At 36.1% G+C, this 16737-nt stretch carries 2 protein-coding genes; both read right to left on the reverse strand.

Annotation, left to right across the window (positions count from 1 at the left end; genetic code table 11):
* Positions 1 to 4010, reverse strand: a 4010-nt coding sequence (locus JX287_RS01880; RefSeq protein WP_204641530.1) for a mucin-binding protein, incomplete at its 3' end; no start/stop codon positions are given.
* 736 nt (positions 4011 to 4746) lie between these two features.
* The gene (locus JX287_RS01885; protein WP_204641531.1) at positions 4747 to 16299 is read right to left on the reverse strand and encodes a DUF1542 domain-containing protein; all 11553 of its coding nucleotides are present in this window, start codon (positions 16297 to 16299) and stop codon (positions 4747 to 4749) included.
* Positions 16300 to 16737: the final 438 nt, after the last annotated feature.

Here is a 16737-nt window from a genome sequence, read left to right on the forward strand (position 1 = left end):
GTTCCTTCTTCAAGTACATTCGTTACTTTGTTTCGTTTGTTTGTTCTTGTTAGCGTAACAGTCTGAACAACTTTTGGTGACACTTCTGTATTTTCGTTACTTGCATCTACATACTTAATTGTACGTGTAATCACTTTTGTTTTCACTTCATCTTCTGTTGCTTGTGGATACTTCACAACTACTTCTGCATTTTCCGTTGTTGGTGTTACTGCCACTAAAGCTACACTTGGTTTATCTGGTGTTCCATAGTTTGCTACTGTTGGTGATGCTTGTTCTGCCCATGAAGCTGTTGACCATGTTCCTTCTTCAAGTGTATTTGTTACTTTGTTTCGTTTATTTGTTCTTGTTAGTGTCACTGTTTGTACTACTTTTGGTGATACTTCTTTAGTTTCGTTACTTGCATCTACATACTTAATTGTACGTATAATTACTTTTGTTTCTACTTCGTCTTCTTTTGCTTGTGGATACTTCACGACTACCTCGGCATTTTCCATTGTTGGTGTCACTGTCACTGACGATACACTTGCTTTATCTGGTGTTCCATAGTTTGTTACTGTTGGTGATGCTTGTTCTGCCCAACTTCCTTGTGTCCATGTTCCTTCTTCAAGTGCATTTGTTACTTTGTTTCGTTTGTTTGTTCTTGTTAGCGTAACAGTCTGCTCTACTTTTGGTGATACTTCTTTAGTTTCGTTACTTGCATCTACATACTTAATTGTACGTGTAATCACTTTTGTTTCTACTTCGTCTTTGTACAAAGTATCATAAACGTAAGTTACAGTAATTTCTTCGCTATTAATAACACCTTCAACCGGAGCAGATTTTTCTTTGACTCTCATATATCTATAGGCTATGTCATTATATGTAAATTCATCAGGACGATATTCTTCTGTATCTACATTATAATCTTTTGTATAAGCTCTTTTTTCAATGGCTGTTATCGTTGGTTTAATCATATTTCCTTGCATATCTTCATATGCAATTTTAACAGATCCAGTTTTTATATTTTCTATTTTAATAGTAACAGAAGCTACATTCGCCTCATTATATATTTCTTCTGCATTTGTTTTTGCTGCTGCTGAAATATAAGCTACCTGTTTATCTTTTGCATCTTTAGAAATTTTTGCTGGTACTAAAAATTCATTTGATAATCCTGGATTTAATGTAGTTCCTTGATTAGAAACAAACTTAACAGCTGTAACCTTGCTCCAATCTGTCACTTGATCAGCTGTTAAAGTTGTTGCTGCAGCAACTTCATTTGCATTTCCACTTATTGGAGAAGTTAAGTAGTATGTTGTCCATCCTGCAGGAGCTATTGCTTCTCCTGTAGCTTCCACATCAAATGCAGAATTACGAGCTATACTTGTATCAACAATATTCTTGTCCCCTTTTTTAGGCAATGTTACAAGTATCTCATTATTTGATAATTTTGAATTATCTGTATTTGATAAAGTAAAACGGTATGTAACATCTGTTTTCGGAGCTAAATTTTGTAACGATGTTGTATATCCTTCTCGTTGGTCATTTTTATCTGTCACATCTACGTGTAATCGTGTCGCTGATGTATTACTTACAGGAATTTCATAAGTAAAAGTTGATGTATTGATAATTGTCTTATCTCCATCAAACTCATCATTTGGATTTAATCCATGTAAGAATCTATTTTCATCCCAAACTAATGTGTATTTCAAACGATAACTACCTGTTTGAACCCACTGCGCCACATTAAACTCTAAATCTGGAGTTACATTCTCACGAGTATTTGAATCCTTCGGGTCAATAATCAATACACGTTTACCAGTATTTTGATAATTATCATCTTTAGTTACAAGTGGGCTATCTCCTGCATAACTAAAGCCATCCGGTAATTCCACAATAATTTTAGGATTCTTCGCTCCAAGATAATCTAATTTTTTATCAGTAGTAGCAAAGTGTGATGTAAGTGTGTTATATACTCGATTTCCTAAACCTGAAGGTGAGTAATTATACGCTTCTATCCCAGAACTTAAAGACTGTGTTTTATTCCCTGCTAGAACCGTTTCTATTTTCCCAGTTCTCGATGTCAATTTTAAAGCAGTTCTTGCATCTGCTAAGATAGTTTTAGAAATACTTGTATTTACCACATCTGTATCTTGAGTTGAAACTTTTGCAGTAACAATACTCTTAGCTTCTTTCCCTTCCGCTACCATTTGCTTTGCTTTTTCTAAACCTTTTAAGTTTTGATGTAAATAAATACCTGCCTGGCTTATTGTATTACTTGTAAAGTTCATCTCACCTTTTGGTTTTAATAAAACTCGGGTTGTACCTTCAGGTAAATCTATAGATGTTCCACCATCTTTCTTAAAGGAAATTTCTCCAAGTTTTGTTTCTGATGTACCATTTACCGTATATACTTCAAACGTCTTACTAGTTCCTAGATTATCCGGTGCATACCAAGCTGCATATGCGCCATTATTATTCCAGACACCATAAAATTCAATTGATCTCTTTTGATCAAAGTCACTGTCAATCGTTAATTCAACTTCCTTAACTTTTGTTGGAGTATCTACACTTCTCCAGAAAACAATAATTCTCTTATCATCTGTTTCTGTATTAATTCCAGGAATTGCAATATTCACTCTATTTTCATGATTCTGTTCATTAGTATAGTTATTAATTGCTAATGGTGGTTGTGCTCCTGCTGCATTTGGTGTTGCTCCATCTCCATTATCTTTATAAGGATTCACAGCTTTCACTACTAATGAAGTTGTACCTTGACTTGTGTTCGTTTCTCCTGATTTATCTGTATAAGTTACATTGTCTGTAAATGTAAATTCTTTTCCTTTTAAAAACTCTTCTAATGTACCTGCTTGGCGCATATTAATACGAAGCGTATCATCACTAGTATTATTCCCTTGATCGAATACAGGCTTCGCATCTGTTATTGTTCTTGTATAACGAGCGATATTCCCATCTTGAGACCACCCAGCATCTATAGATGCTTGAGATAAAACTGCACCAGTCGGCAACGTCACTTCATGAGCAATTTTATTTACAGCTGAAGTCTCTTTATTAAAAGTAGTTAATTTTAAAACTAACTCTTTATTCTTAGTTTCATCGATAGAATCTCCAGGAGCATTAGTACTAAATAAAGCTAAATCTCTAGCACCACTTTCACTATCAACGCTTATATTTGCATATCCACTCTTATTTGTATTAGTTACTCTAGCTGTTGTAGAAGTAGTTGGTGTAATTGCCGCACCAGCCTTATCAACTACTTGAGCTGTGATTGTAGTTTGCGAATTACGTCCTGTTCTATATTTATCAAATTTATAACTTATATTAAAGCTAGCATACGAACCGCTAGGAACTTCTCCTGTATAGATTTTATATTGTGTATCATTTACTTTTTCAACTTTTAAAGCAGTCCCAAATTGTACATCAGTAATCGGTTCGTTAGCTGGTAAATTCACTAAAATATAAGACCCATCTTCTAATCTTGAAGGTGCAGACACATCTAATCTGAATGTAGAAATAATTTGCTCTCCTACATTATATTCTGTCTGACTTCCGACAAGATGCCCTTGTAAACTTACCTTATTCTCTCTTGGTGTTGTCGATGTTTCCGAAGTAGTATTAGTCGTTTCTTGTGCTCTATAAATAATTTTATATGTGTTTTTTGAAACAAATTCCAACCTTGTTGCTTCTAAACCTGGATAATTTTTCTTTAATTTCTCTAGATTTTCCGAGAAATCAGATTTCAATATAGCAACGTCTTCAACACTACCATCAGGTTTCACATGAGTAACCATCACAAATTCCTTCGCATCTATTACCGTTGAATTTCCCGTACCTGTTCTATTAAAATCTGTATTACCTTCTTCTGCATAAACAAAATTTGCATCACCAAAAAACATCATACCTGCTAACGCTACAGAAGATACAGCTATACTAGCAACCCCGACATTAAATTTTCTAATACTAAATCTATTATTATACTGATTAAGACACTTCTTAAACTTATTCTTATTCATTATTTTCTCCTAGTCATTTTCTCTCTAATAATTTATCAATGGGAGCAACTCAATAATCGTGATTTCAGAAAAACCGATTCTATCGTGTCTCCTCCGTAAAGTTGTTTAAACATCTAAAAAGTCTTTATAAAGCAAATTTAGCTATCAATAACTACTACATCTATTAACTTTTCATAAAAATTTATCTTTAAAACTTAGACTTTTTAAGTCGACTCCTTACATACTATAACTTACTACTATACAAGTATACTTCTGAAGTCTATCTGCATATACAACTAACCTTGTAAAAAATAACTCATCAGCACTTGTCTCATTAAATCAAAGCTTCAAAGTCACACAAAACAAAATAACAATATTTTCAAATAATATAATTTCTCCGATATTAAATTTTATCATTTTTACCACTATTTTTCAAGTATTTGTATACCGCGAATGTCCTTATTATGATAAAAAATATCACATAAATTACCATGTTTGCCAAATAAAGACATTCTAGAAAAATGAGATTCTAGATGCTTATTTGCTACGTAGTAAAATATTCAAGAAACTCGCAGATATAAAAGAGCTCTCGGGCTCCCATTCAATATACCTCATTGTTGGACACTTACTGTTATTGGACACTTACCCTTTATTACATACACAACCAGAAAAAACCCCTTAAAGTCAAATTCTCATTTGACTCTAAGGGATTCTCTTAATAACATGTAAATGTTATCTATTCAGTTTTAACAACTTCTTATTTTTCTTTACGGCGTCTTGCTGCTGCAAGTAATCCACCTAGTACTGCTAATCCTAATCCTGCTAATCCAGTATTAGTTTCAGTTGTACCTGTGTTTGCTAGGCGTTGTCCTAGCTTAGTATTTGCACCTTGTGCATTAGATCCTTTATCAAATGCTTTAGCTGTTACTAAATCAGTAGCTGCAATCTCTATTACATGTCCATCTAGATACTCAATTGTCGCTTTTCCATTGTCTGCAATTGTAATTTTTGCGTTTGTAAGTTCTGGATTTGCTTTAATTAATGCTGCTTTAACAGCTGCTTTTTCTTCATCTGTTAATTTATTTACATTTCCTACTTCAATTTTTTCTGGTAGTGTTGGTTTTTGTCTGAACACACCATCTCTTGGAATTGCTAATACTTTACCTTCTTTTGTAACGATTGTTACATTTCCAGCTTTATCAATGTTAATAGCTAATTCTTTCTTACCATCTTTTTCGATTGTTGCATTACCATCTTTGTCGATTGTAATTTTCACTCTAGAATCTTTAGATGTGTAAACTGTGTTTCCTTTATCATCTGTAGATTTAATGTAAGCATCTAAATCGAATTCTTCTACATTTGTGATGGTACCTAGAATTTGGAATTGGAATTTCGCTTTTTCTTCTGAAGTAATATTTTCAAGGTTTCCTACTGTTACTTTACTAAAGTCGAAATCAAGATTATCTCCACCATGTTTAGCTTTCGCATCTTCTGCATTCTTCACTAGTTGTTCTTTAGAAATTGTTGCTGTAGAACCGTCTGGCATTGTTACTGTTGCGTTTCCTTTGTTGTCCACTACTACAGTTGCTCCTGGGTTTACTGCTTCGATTGATTTCTTAACAGCTTCTTTCTCGTCTTTTGTTAAGTTTTCTTTGTCTCCTACTAATGTACGGATAGCTGGTGTTTTCACTTTAGCAGTTTTAGCTTCGTCAGCAAATTTTTCTGCTGGGATTACTAAGTCTGAAGCTGGGATGTTAAGAACTGTTCCGTCACCTTTTGTTACTGTTGCATTTCCTTTGTCGTCTACTACTACAGTTGCTCCTGGGTTTACTGCTTTAACTTTAGCGATGATTTCTTTTTTCTCAGCGTCAGTTAATTTTTCTGAGTTAGCCACTACAGTCTTAGCTGCTGGTGTGTTTGCATCGTTACCACCATTTGGTTTCGTAGCATCGTCTTCGACTTTAACTAAGTCTGTTGATGGGATAACTGAAACATTACCATCTTTCACTACTGTTGCATTTCCTTTATCGTCTACTACTACAGTTGCTCCTGGGTTTAATGCTTTAACTTTGTCTTCAATTGCTTTCTTCTCAGCGTCAGTTAATTTCTCTGGGTTCGCTACTTTTGTTTTCGCTGCTGGTGTAACTGCGTTGTCTTTAGCTTTTCCATCGTTCACATCTTTTGCAGATTTTGTTAAATCTGATGCTGGGATAACTGCTGTATTTCCGTTTGGAAGTGTTACTGTTGCGTTTCCTTTGTCGTCTACTACTACAGTTGAACCTGGATTTACTGCTGCTACTTTATCCGCAATTGCTTTTTTCTCTTCTGAAGTTAAGCTATCTGGATTTGCTACTTTTGTCTTAGAAGCTGGTTTAACTATGTCATTTCCTGCTTTTGGTGCTTTTTCTGCATCTGCTGACTTAGTTAAGTCTGTTGCTGGAATTACCGCTGTCTTACCATTTACTGTTACTGTTGCGTTTCCTTTGTCGTCTACTACAACTTCAGCACCTGGGTTTACTGCTTTAACTTTAGCTACGATTGCATCTTTCTCATCTTGTGTTAATGAATCTGGATTTTTCACTACAGTCTTATCTGCTGGTTTAACTATGTCATTTCCTGCTTTTGGTTCTTTAGCTTGTGCTTCTGTCTTAGTTAAATCTGACGCTGGGATTACAACCGGTTTTCCATCTTTAGGTGTTACTGTTGCATTTCCTTTGTCGTCTACTACTACAGTTGCATCTGGATTTACTGCTTTGACTTTAGCTACAATTACATCTTTCTCATCTTGTGTTAGTGAGTCTGGATTTTTCACTACAGTCTTATCTGCTGGTGTGCTTACGTCATTTCCTGCATTTGGCTCTTTAGCTGAATCCGCTGTCTTAGTTAGGTCTGATGCTGGAATTACCGCTGTCTTACCTTCTGGTGTTGTTACTGTTGCGTTTCCTTTTTCGTCCACTACAACTTCAGCACCTGGGTTTACTGCTTTAACTTTAGCTATAATTGCATCCTTCTCATCTTGTGTTAATGAGTCTGGATTTGCTACTACTGTCTTATCTGCTGGTGTGTTTACATCGTTTCCTGCATTTGGTTTAACTGCTTCTTCTGCTGTTTTCACTAAATCTTTCGCTGGGATAACCACTGCTTTACCATCTTTAGTTGTTACTGTTGCATTTCCTTTATCATCTACAACTACAGTTTTAGCTTCTGGATTTACTTCTGCTACTTTAGCTGCGATTGCATTTTGCTCATCTTGTGTTAATGAGTCTGGATTTGCTACTACAGTCTTGTCTGCTGGTTTAACTACATCGTTTCCTGCGTTTGGTTCTTTAGCTGAATCTGCTGTCTTAGTTAAGTCTGTTGCTGGTATCACCGCTGTCTTACCTTCTGGTGTTGTTACTGTTGCGTTTCCTTTGTCATCTACCGCTACAGTTGCACCTGGATTTACTTCTGCTACTTTAGCTGCGATTGCTTTTTTATCATCTTCTGTTAATGGTTTAGAAGAATCAACCGCTACTTTATCAGCTGGTGTGTTGATATTGTTTCCTGCATTTGGTTTAGCTGCTTCTGCTTCTGTTTTCACTAAATCAGCTGCTGGAATTGTTGCAACTTCTCCATCTTTAGTTGTTACTGTTGCATTTCCATATTCGTCGAATACAACTTTTTCAGCGTTTGGATTTATCGCTTTGATTGCATCTGTAATCTTAGCTTTATCCGCATCTGTTAAAGCATCTGGATCTTTCACAACTACTTTGTCTGCTGGTGCATTAACTTTGTTTCCTGCATTTGGTTTAGCTGCGTCTTCTGCTGTTTTCACTAAATCAGTTGCTGGAATTGTTGCTGATTTACCACCTTTCAATGTAACTGTTGCATTTCCTTTGTCATCTACAAATACTGCTTTAGCATCTGGGTTTACTGCTTTAACTTTATCTTCGATTACTTTCTTCTCTTCTGGAGTTAGAGCATCTGGTTTTGCTACTACAGTCTTATCTGCTGGTTTGTTAATATTGTTTCCAGCTTTTTCGTTAGCAGCTTCTTCTGCTGTTTTCACTAAGTCATCTTTTGGAATTACTACAGTCTTACCATCTTTAGTTGTTACTGTTGCATTTCCTTTTTCATCTACGAATACAATTGTTCCATCTGCTGGTGGGTTAACTTCTTTAACTTTAGCCGTGATTGCATCTTTCTCATCTTGTGTTAATGAGTCTGGATTTTTCACTAAAGTTTTATCCGCTGGTTTCTTAACTGCATCTTGTTTAGCTGGATCTAGTAAATCTGCTTTTGGTTTAACTAAGTCTGCTGCTGGAATTGTTGCGATGTCTCCATTTGCATTCTTAACAGTCGCATTTCCTTTATCGTCAAATACTACTGTTGCATCTGGATTTACTTCTTTGATTTTCTTCTCAACTTTTTCAAGCTCTTTAGCAGTTAATTTAGCTGGATCTTTCACTAATACTTTATCTGCTGGAGTGTTTACTTTGTTACCAGCATTTGCTGTATTCTTATCAGCTTCTGTCTTCACTAAATCATTTACTGGAATTGTTGCTGTTTGTCCGTCTGGTGTTGTTACTGTTGCGTTTCCTTTGTCGTCTACGTATACAGATGCTCCTGGGTTAACTGCTACAACTCTATCTTTGATAGCTTTGATATCTTCAGGAGTTAGGTTGTCTTTATTGTCCACTAACTCTCTGTCAGCTGGTTTGTTGATTACATTACCTGCTTTTGGATCAGTTAATACTTCATCTGCAGTTTTCACTAAATCATCCGCTGGAATTACTGCTGTTTTTCCTTCTGGAGTTGTTACTGTTGCATTTCCTTTTTCATCAACTACTACTGTTGCTCCTGGGTTAACTTCTTTAACCTTATCTTCAATTGCTTTTTTCTCTTCTAGAGTTAAAGCATCTTTATTAGCAACTACTGTTTCATCGATAGGTTTCTTAATTGCATCTTGTTTCGCTGCGTTTTCTAAATCTTCTTTAGCATTTGATTTCACTAAATCAGAAGCTGGGATTGTTGCTGTAGCCTTAGTTCCGTCTGGATTTGTTACAGTTACTGTAGCATTTCCTTTGTCGTCTACTACTACTTCAGCACCTGGATTTACTGATTCTACAGCTTTTTTAATAGCATCTTTAACATCTTTTGGTAATGTTGTATTTGGATCATTCAATACCGCTGGATCTACAAGTGCTTTTTCAGCTGGAGTATTTACTTTGTTTCCTGCTGATGGAGTTTCTTTAGCTGCTGGATCTTTTAGTAAGTCTTCAACTGGGATTGTTGCTGTCTTACCGTCTGGTGTTGTTACTGTTGCATTTCCTTTATCGTCAACGAATACAGTTGCACCTGGGTTTACTGATTCTACAGCTGCTTTAATTTTAGCTGCAACTTCATCTTTCTTAGGTCCAACTAAATCTGCCGCCGCTGCTGCTACCTTATCCGCTGGTTTATTGATGTTGTTTCCTGCGTTTACACCTTCAGCTTCTTCTGCAGTTTTCACTAAGTCAGATGCTGGAATTACTTCAGTTTTACCGTCTGGTGTTGTTACTGTTGCATTTCCTTCGTCATCAACTACGATAGTTGTCTGTGGATCTCTATTTACCTTAGCAATTTCTTTCTTGATATCTTCTTTTTCTTTTGAAGTTAATTCACCTGCTTTCTTAACAACTGTTTTGTCCGCTGGTTTGTTAACTGCATCTTGTTTGTCAGCTTTTTGTAAGTCAGCTGCATCTTTTGCTAAATCAGATGCTGGAATTGTTGCTACAGCTCCGTCTTTCGTTGTTACTGTTGCGTTTCCTTCTGTATCAAATACTACTGTTGCACCTGGGTTAACTTTAAGAATTTCTGCTTTGATTTTTTCTTCATCAGCCTTAATGTTAGCTGGATCTTTTACTACAACTTTCGTTGCTGGAGTGTTTACTTTGTTTCCTGCTGATGGAGTTTCTTTAGCTGCTGGATCTTTTACTAAATCTTCAACTGGAATTGTTGCTGTTTTACCATCTGGAGTAGATACAGTTGCATTTCCTTTTTCGTCTACGAAGACTTTAGCATCTGGGTTTACTGCTTTAACTTTAGCTTCAATTGCTTTTTTCTCTTCTGGTGTTAAGTTAGCTGGATCGTTTACAACTACTTTATCTGCTGGTTTGTTTACATCGTTACCTGCTTTTGCTCCTTCAGCTTCTGTTGGAGATTTAACTAAGTCAGTTACTGGAATTGTTGCTGTTTTTCCATCTGGTGTAACTACAGTTGCGTTTCCTTTGTCGTCTACTACTACTGTTGCACCTGGGTTTACTGCTGCTACTTTAGCTTTGATTGCTTCGATGTTTTCAGGAGTTAATGCATCTTTATCAGCTACTACTTTGTCTGCTGGTTTGTTGATGTTGTTTCCTGCTTTAGCAGTTTCTTTATCAGCTTCTGTTTTCACTAAGTCAGCTTTTGAAATAACTACAGTTTTACCGTCTTTAGTTGTTACTGTTGCATTTCCTTTATCATCAACTACTACTGTTGCACCTGGGTTTACTGCTGCTACAGCTGCTTTAATAGCATCTTTAGCTTCTTGTGGTAAATCTTTATCAGCTGCTACTAGTGCTGGATCAACTATTACTTTGTCTACTGGTTTGTTTACAGCATCTTGTTTTGTTGGATCAGCTAAGTCAGCTTTAGGTTTTACTAAATCGCTTGCTGGAATTGTTGCTGTTTTACCATCTTTAGTTGTTACTGTTGCATTTCCTTTTTCGTCAAATACTACATCAGCATCTGGGTTTACTGCTTTGATTTTAGCTTCGATTGCTTTTTTCTCTTCTGATGTTAATGCAGCTGGGTTTTCTACCACTACTCTATCTGCTGGAGTGTTTACTTGGTTTCCACCGTTAACATTCTCTTTGTCAGTTGGAGTTTTCACTAATTCACTTACTGGAATTGTTGCTGTTTTTCCTTCTGGTGTTGTTACTGTTGCATTTCCTTTTTCGTCAACTACTACTGTAGAACCAGGGTTTACAGTTTCAACTGCTGCTTTAATTTTAGCGATGTCTTCTGGTTTTAAGTTAGCTTTATCTGCTACTTGTACTCTGTCAGCTGGGTTGTTGATGTTGTTACCAGCTTTCGCAGTAGTTTTTTCGTCAGCACCTTTAATTAAATCATCAGCATCGATTACTGCTGTTTTTCCTTCTGGTGTTGTTACTGTAGCTTCACCTTTTTCGTTAACAGTAATTACTGAACCTTCTGGGTTAACCGCAGCAATTTTCGCTTTGATTGCTTCACGTTCACCTTCCGTTAACGCATTTTTATCTGCTACAACAGTTTGTGAGTTTGGTTTGTTGATGTCATCTCCACCGTTTGCTTTCTTAGCATCTTCTGGTGTTTTGAATAAGTCACCTGCTGGAATTGTCGCAATTGTTCCGTCTTTAAGAACCACTGTTGCATTTCCTTCAGCGTCATATTGAACTTTAGCATCAGGTCCATTTAATTTCTTAAGTTTTGCTGTTGCTTTTGCTTGGTCAGCTAGGTTTGTTGCATCACCAACTACTTTATCTGCTGGCTTACGAACTCCTGTATTACCTGAATCACCTTTTGCTGCATCTGCTAATGTACGTACTAATTCTGATGCTGGGAATGCTGCTGTGTGTCCATCTGGGGTCGAAACTGTTACTGTTCCGTTATCATCCATAGTTACTACTGCGTTAGGGTTAACATCACGAACAGCTTTTTTGACTTTTTCTTTTTCATCATCTGTTAAGTTCGCAGGATTTTTAACGATAACTTTGTCGGCTGGACGGTTAATGTTGTTACCACCACCTGGGTTATCTAAGTCAGCCGCAGATTTCGTTAAATCAGCTTGTTTTAATGTTTCTGGAGCTTTTCCTGGGTATGTTACTTTCGCACTTCCATCTGGGTTAACTTCTACAGTTGCACCTGGGTTTACTGCTTCGATAGCTTTTTTAAGTTTATCTTGTTCGTCACCATCTAAATTCGTAGGATTTTTAGCAACTAATTTGTTACCTGGTATACGCGCAGAGTTGATTGCTTTAATCGCTTGTGCAGCAGCTAGTTTAACTTTATCAACGTCAGCATTTTTCTTAGCACCAGTAATTGCTGCATCTGTTGCTTCTTTAATATCATCTACTTCTTTTTTAAGTTTTTCTTTAGCTGCTTCAGATAATGTGTTGTCATCCTGAATAGCTTGTTTTTTAGCGTCTGCTGTATTTGCTAGTTCTTGTTTAGCTGCTGTTTTCTTCTCGGCTGGTGGATTTACAGCTTTAACTTTCTTCACACCATCATCTTTTGCATCATTTACTGCTTTTTGAGCTGTTGTAGCTGCTTCTGGTGTTGCTGCTGTATTAGGTTGAGCCTTGATTGTATCTGTTGCTGTTTTCGCTAATCTTTTAGCTTCTTCTTTAGCTGCATCTTTTTCTTCTTTTGTTAAATCTGTACGAGCGTCGATTTGTTTTTCTTTTTCAGCTAATTCATCAGCTACTGCTTTTAGAGCACTTTCTTTCGCGATTGGGTTTACAGTCTTAATATCTGCTACACCTTTATTTTTAGCTGCATCTACTGCATCTTGGGCTGTTTGAGCTTCTGCCACTGTTGGCACATCGTCAGGTTGTTTAGCAATTTCGGCTAACTGTGCATCTGCTAATTTCTTAGCTTCTTTCTTAGCTTCTGCTTTTTCTGCATCTGATAAGTCTGTACGTGCATCTAATTCATTATTTTTAGCTTTTAACTCATCAGAGATTGCTTGTTTTGCTTTTTCTTTAGCTACTGGGTTAACTTTCGCTACAGCATCAGTACCTTCAGTTTTAGCACCATCTACCGCTGTTTTGTTTGTAGCTTCATCGATTTTATCTAAGGCTGCATGTTTCCCTGCGTTTACTTTAGCGATAGCCGCATCTTTTTCAGCTTGTGATAAGTTAGCGTTGTCAGTAATAGCTTTGATTTTATTATCAGCTTCAGTCGTTACTGCATCAATAGCTGGTTGTTTGTCTAAAGTTACAAACTCTGATAATGATCTTGTGTCTTTTGAACCATCTGTGTATGTTACTACAAGATTTCCATCAGCATCTTTTGTTACTGAAGCAATTTTAGCATCTTTATCTGTAACTGGAGCATCTTTTGAAATGTTCGCATCGTCATTATTCTGATTGTACTCAAGTTGTAATTTTTCTTTAATTTTAGCTAAATCATCTTCTGTTACATTCGTTGGATCTGCTACGGCAACTTTTTCTGTTGGAGCTTTGATATCGTACTTATCTGCTTGTGATTTAACGATGAATTCAACATACCCTGGTTTTTTCTGGCGAAGTGCAGGGTCACTCTCAACATTGTAGGGTTCATTTGCTGGCATAGATTTAACACCGTCATTATCTTTAGCTTCGATAAAACTTGTCCACTTTTGCCCAGCACTCAGTTTTGTTACTCCAACCATCTTGATAGTAGCTATTTTCTTATCATCAGATACAGTTCCTTCTCCAGATGCTACAGCACTATTAGTTACCTTTCCTATGGTAAAACCATAAACACTAGCGTTATCACTTTCATCTTTACCTTTATTTCGTAGATATAAATCTTTTACTGTCGTCTCGTCTTTACCGGTAAATGTTAAGTCAGTTTTTTCTCCTGTATAAATATAAATCTGACGTCTATAAGCATTTGAGTATGGAAGTTCAACTGTTGGAGCTTGATTTACTTTCACAGTGTATTCATACTCGTTAGACTCTTTACCTTGGCTATCTACAGCTTTGTAAATAACAGTGTGTTCTCCTGCTTCTGAAGTATCAATTCCAGTAACATTCGTATTCCCGTCAACTGATACTACACGAACGTGACCTTTATCACCAAGTGTTGCATCTTGATCATCTTCACGGTCTGTTACTTTCACAAGAGCTAATAAATCAGCTTTAGTAATAGTTGTTTCTGTAAGAACTGTTTTTTCGTTTTGGTTTTCTACTACTGGTGCAACTACTGGCGCTTCATTCGTAACAGGATAAGATGTTTTACCTAAGTAAGTTCCTTTTGTTGCTCCACCATTATGAGGAATAACTTTTAAGTCTACCCCTTCTTTAACAGGTTCTGTTAATGTTAAAGTAACTGTGTCGTAGAAAGGTCCTTTTACAGTATTTTTAACAGTTGCTTTACTTGCATTTCCACCAGCCATCACTAAACTTCCATCATCTTCACGTTTAATATCAAGCTGTACTTCTTTATTCGTTTCTTTATTTGTATAGAAGAAGTATGTGAATCCTGCGTCATGAGGTACAGTAAACGTTACTTCTTTAGCTCCTGCCACAACGCTCTTACCGTCTTTTGCTGCCGCTGATGGTAAGATTGCTGAAGGTCCGATAGATACATCTTGTTCTTTCGCTTCACTTTCTATTCCATCTATCATTTGAACAATTTCTACTGGATTTTTAGGTTTATTTTTATAGAATGTTCTAGCATTTTCTCTTGCACCAAGTAAAGCTTCATTACTATTTAAACCTGCATCTAACTTAATTTCCCATTTTCCTTCAGCGTTTACTGTTGCTGTTTTTTCTAATAATACTTCTGTTTTTTCTGGGTTTCTTACAGTAACTTTAACAGTTGCTCCAACCACACCAGTTCCTGATAATTTTTCATCTGTTGATAGAACTGTTCCTCTAGCTCTAGGATTTGTGTCTACCGTTGGTGCGTTAAGCTCTCTTACAATTACTTTTCTAGTAATTGTATTTGTAGATTCTTTACCTTGACTATCTACCGCTTTAAGAACTAGTGTGTATTCTCCTGGCGTTGCAGTGTTAAATGTTGTTGCACTTGCTCCATTAACTGATACTAATTTAGCTTTTACTGGCTCACCAACAGTAAGTTTTGCATCATCTTCTTTGTCAGCTACAGTTGCTAAAGTTGCAATATCAAATGCAGAATCTTTTCTCACAACTACGTCGCTTCCGTTATTTGTTGCAGTAATTGTAGGTGCTTCGTTAGTTGCAGTTATAGTAGGACGTTTAGCCTCTGCTGCTTCTGTTGCTCCAGGTTTAGCTCCTCCTGCTGCACTGTAACCAGATTGCGCTTGTAAGTTGATTACGTTAGCACCTTCTTTAATTACGTTTTGAAGGAATGTTAATTTTACTATGTGGAAAAGAGGATCATTTTGAGTATCTGCCATAGTTGCAGTTAGCGTTGACGTGTCTTGAGATTGAGGATTCCCTCCGTTCATAATTACTTGACGGTCCCAAGAACCTGTGAATCCTACCCATAAATTATTCGCATCTTTCGGAACTTTTACCAATACTTCTTTTTGTCCCGCAACAATAGTATCACTGACAAATTTTGGACGTCCAAGATAAACCCTTGTTTCATCGTTTAATTTATTATTTTCGCCTTTGTATTGAACAGTAATCTTAGTTTCTTCTGTAAGTTTATTGTGTGGATCATTACCAGATTTTAATGGTGCTTCTAAATTCACAGTCCATTTTCCATTAGTTACTACTGTTTCATAAGTTTTTGTAGCTCCTCCTGGAGTTGCGACTGTCACTACTACAGTTTTACCATCAGTTCCAGTCCCTGATAAAGAAGTATCTGCAGAGGTTACTCCATTACGTCTTACATATGAAGCATCCTCATAGTTTACTGTACTAGTAACTTGAGGAGCTCCTGAATCATTTCTTCTGAAACCTGAACCTTCTTCGGCATTTGCAGGAATGGCATGTGAATTAGCCGCACTTGGTTCAGTATTTTCTGCTTTTTTACCTACAGTTTGTTTCCCGTTAGTAGTGTCTACTTCTGGAGTTTCTTTTTTCTCTACAGGTTTTGCTTTTAATTTAGTGTTAGCTGTAGTTACAAGTTTGCTGTAAGCTTTTGTTAATTCGTCTTGAGTTTTAGCGTTTGCTAATGTAGTTTTTGCAGCTTCTAGGTCTGCTTTTAATAACGCAATAGATGCTTCAGTTTTGTTTGCATAAGTCCCGTTATCAAGCTTTGCTTCGATTTCTGCAACGTATCTTTCAAGTTTAGTTTTATCTAAAGCTTTAACTTCTTGTGCAGTTTCTCCGCCTAATTTTGCCGCTACTGCACTAGCTACATCTTCTTTAGTAGTTTCTTTTGCTACTGGTTGTGCTGTAGCTTTTGGTGCTGCTGCAACACCTTCTGAAGCATTAGAATTTGTTGTGTTGTCAGATGTCGTGTTATTTGATACTTCTTCACTCGCCTGCGCTACTGCTCCAGCACCAAAGAAGATACTTGCACCGATTACTACTGATGCTGTACCTACTTTGAATTTCTTGATAGAGTATGTCTCTACCTTAGTTCCTTCTTTCTTATTTTTTAAATATTGATTATTTTTTCCTATCAACTTTAAAATTCCTCCTTAAATTTATTTTAAGTTTTATAGATTAATACGAAAAACTGCAAGACAGACCATACCCTCGTTATTTTTTCAAGAGCATCGTCTATCTACAAGTATTAATTTTTTGTCTTACAACCATTATAATATTATAAACTCTATAATAATTCAAGAGAAAAAACTCGCACAATCCCCCTTTTCTTATAGCAAATATAAACTTTTTCTTATTTGAAATTTCTGACAATATTTTTCCAAAATATCATATCACTCAAACTTATTATTTTTTACCAATATTTATTAAAAAAACTTCATTCTTTTCTTGTAACAGAAACTCTCACACCCACGATAAAAAAAAAAAAAAACGATTACATTTATATTAAATAAATGTCTTTTATCTTTTTAATGAATACAACCAACCTGTAACAATCCATTTTCATTATAATTAAA

Source organism: Gemella haemolysans (genome assembly GCF_901873445.1).
In the GTDB taxonomy this organism is placed as follows: domain Bacteria; phylum Bacillota; class Bacilli; order Staphylococcales; family Gemellaceae; genus Gemella; species Gemella haemolysans_C.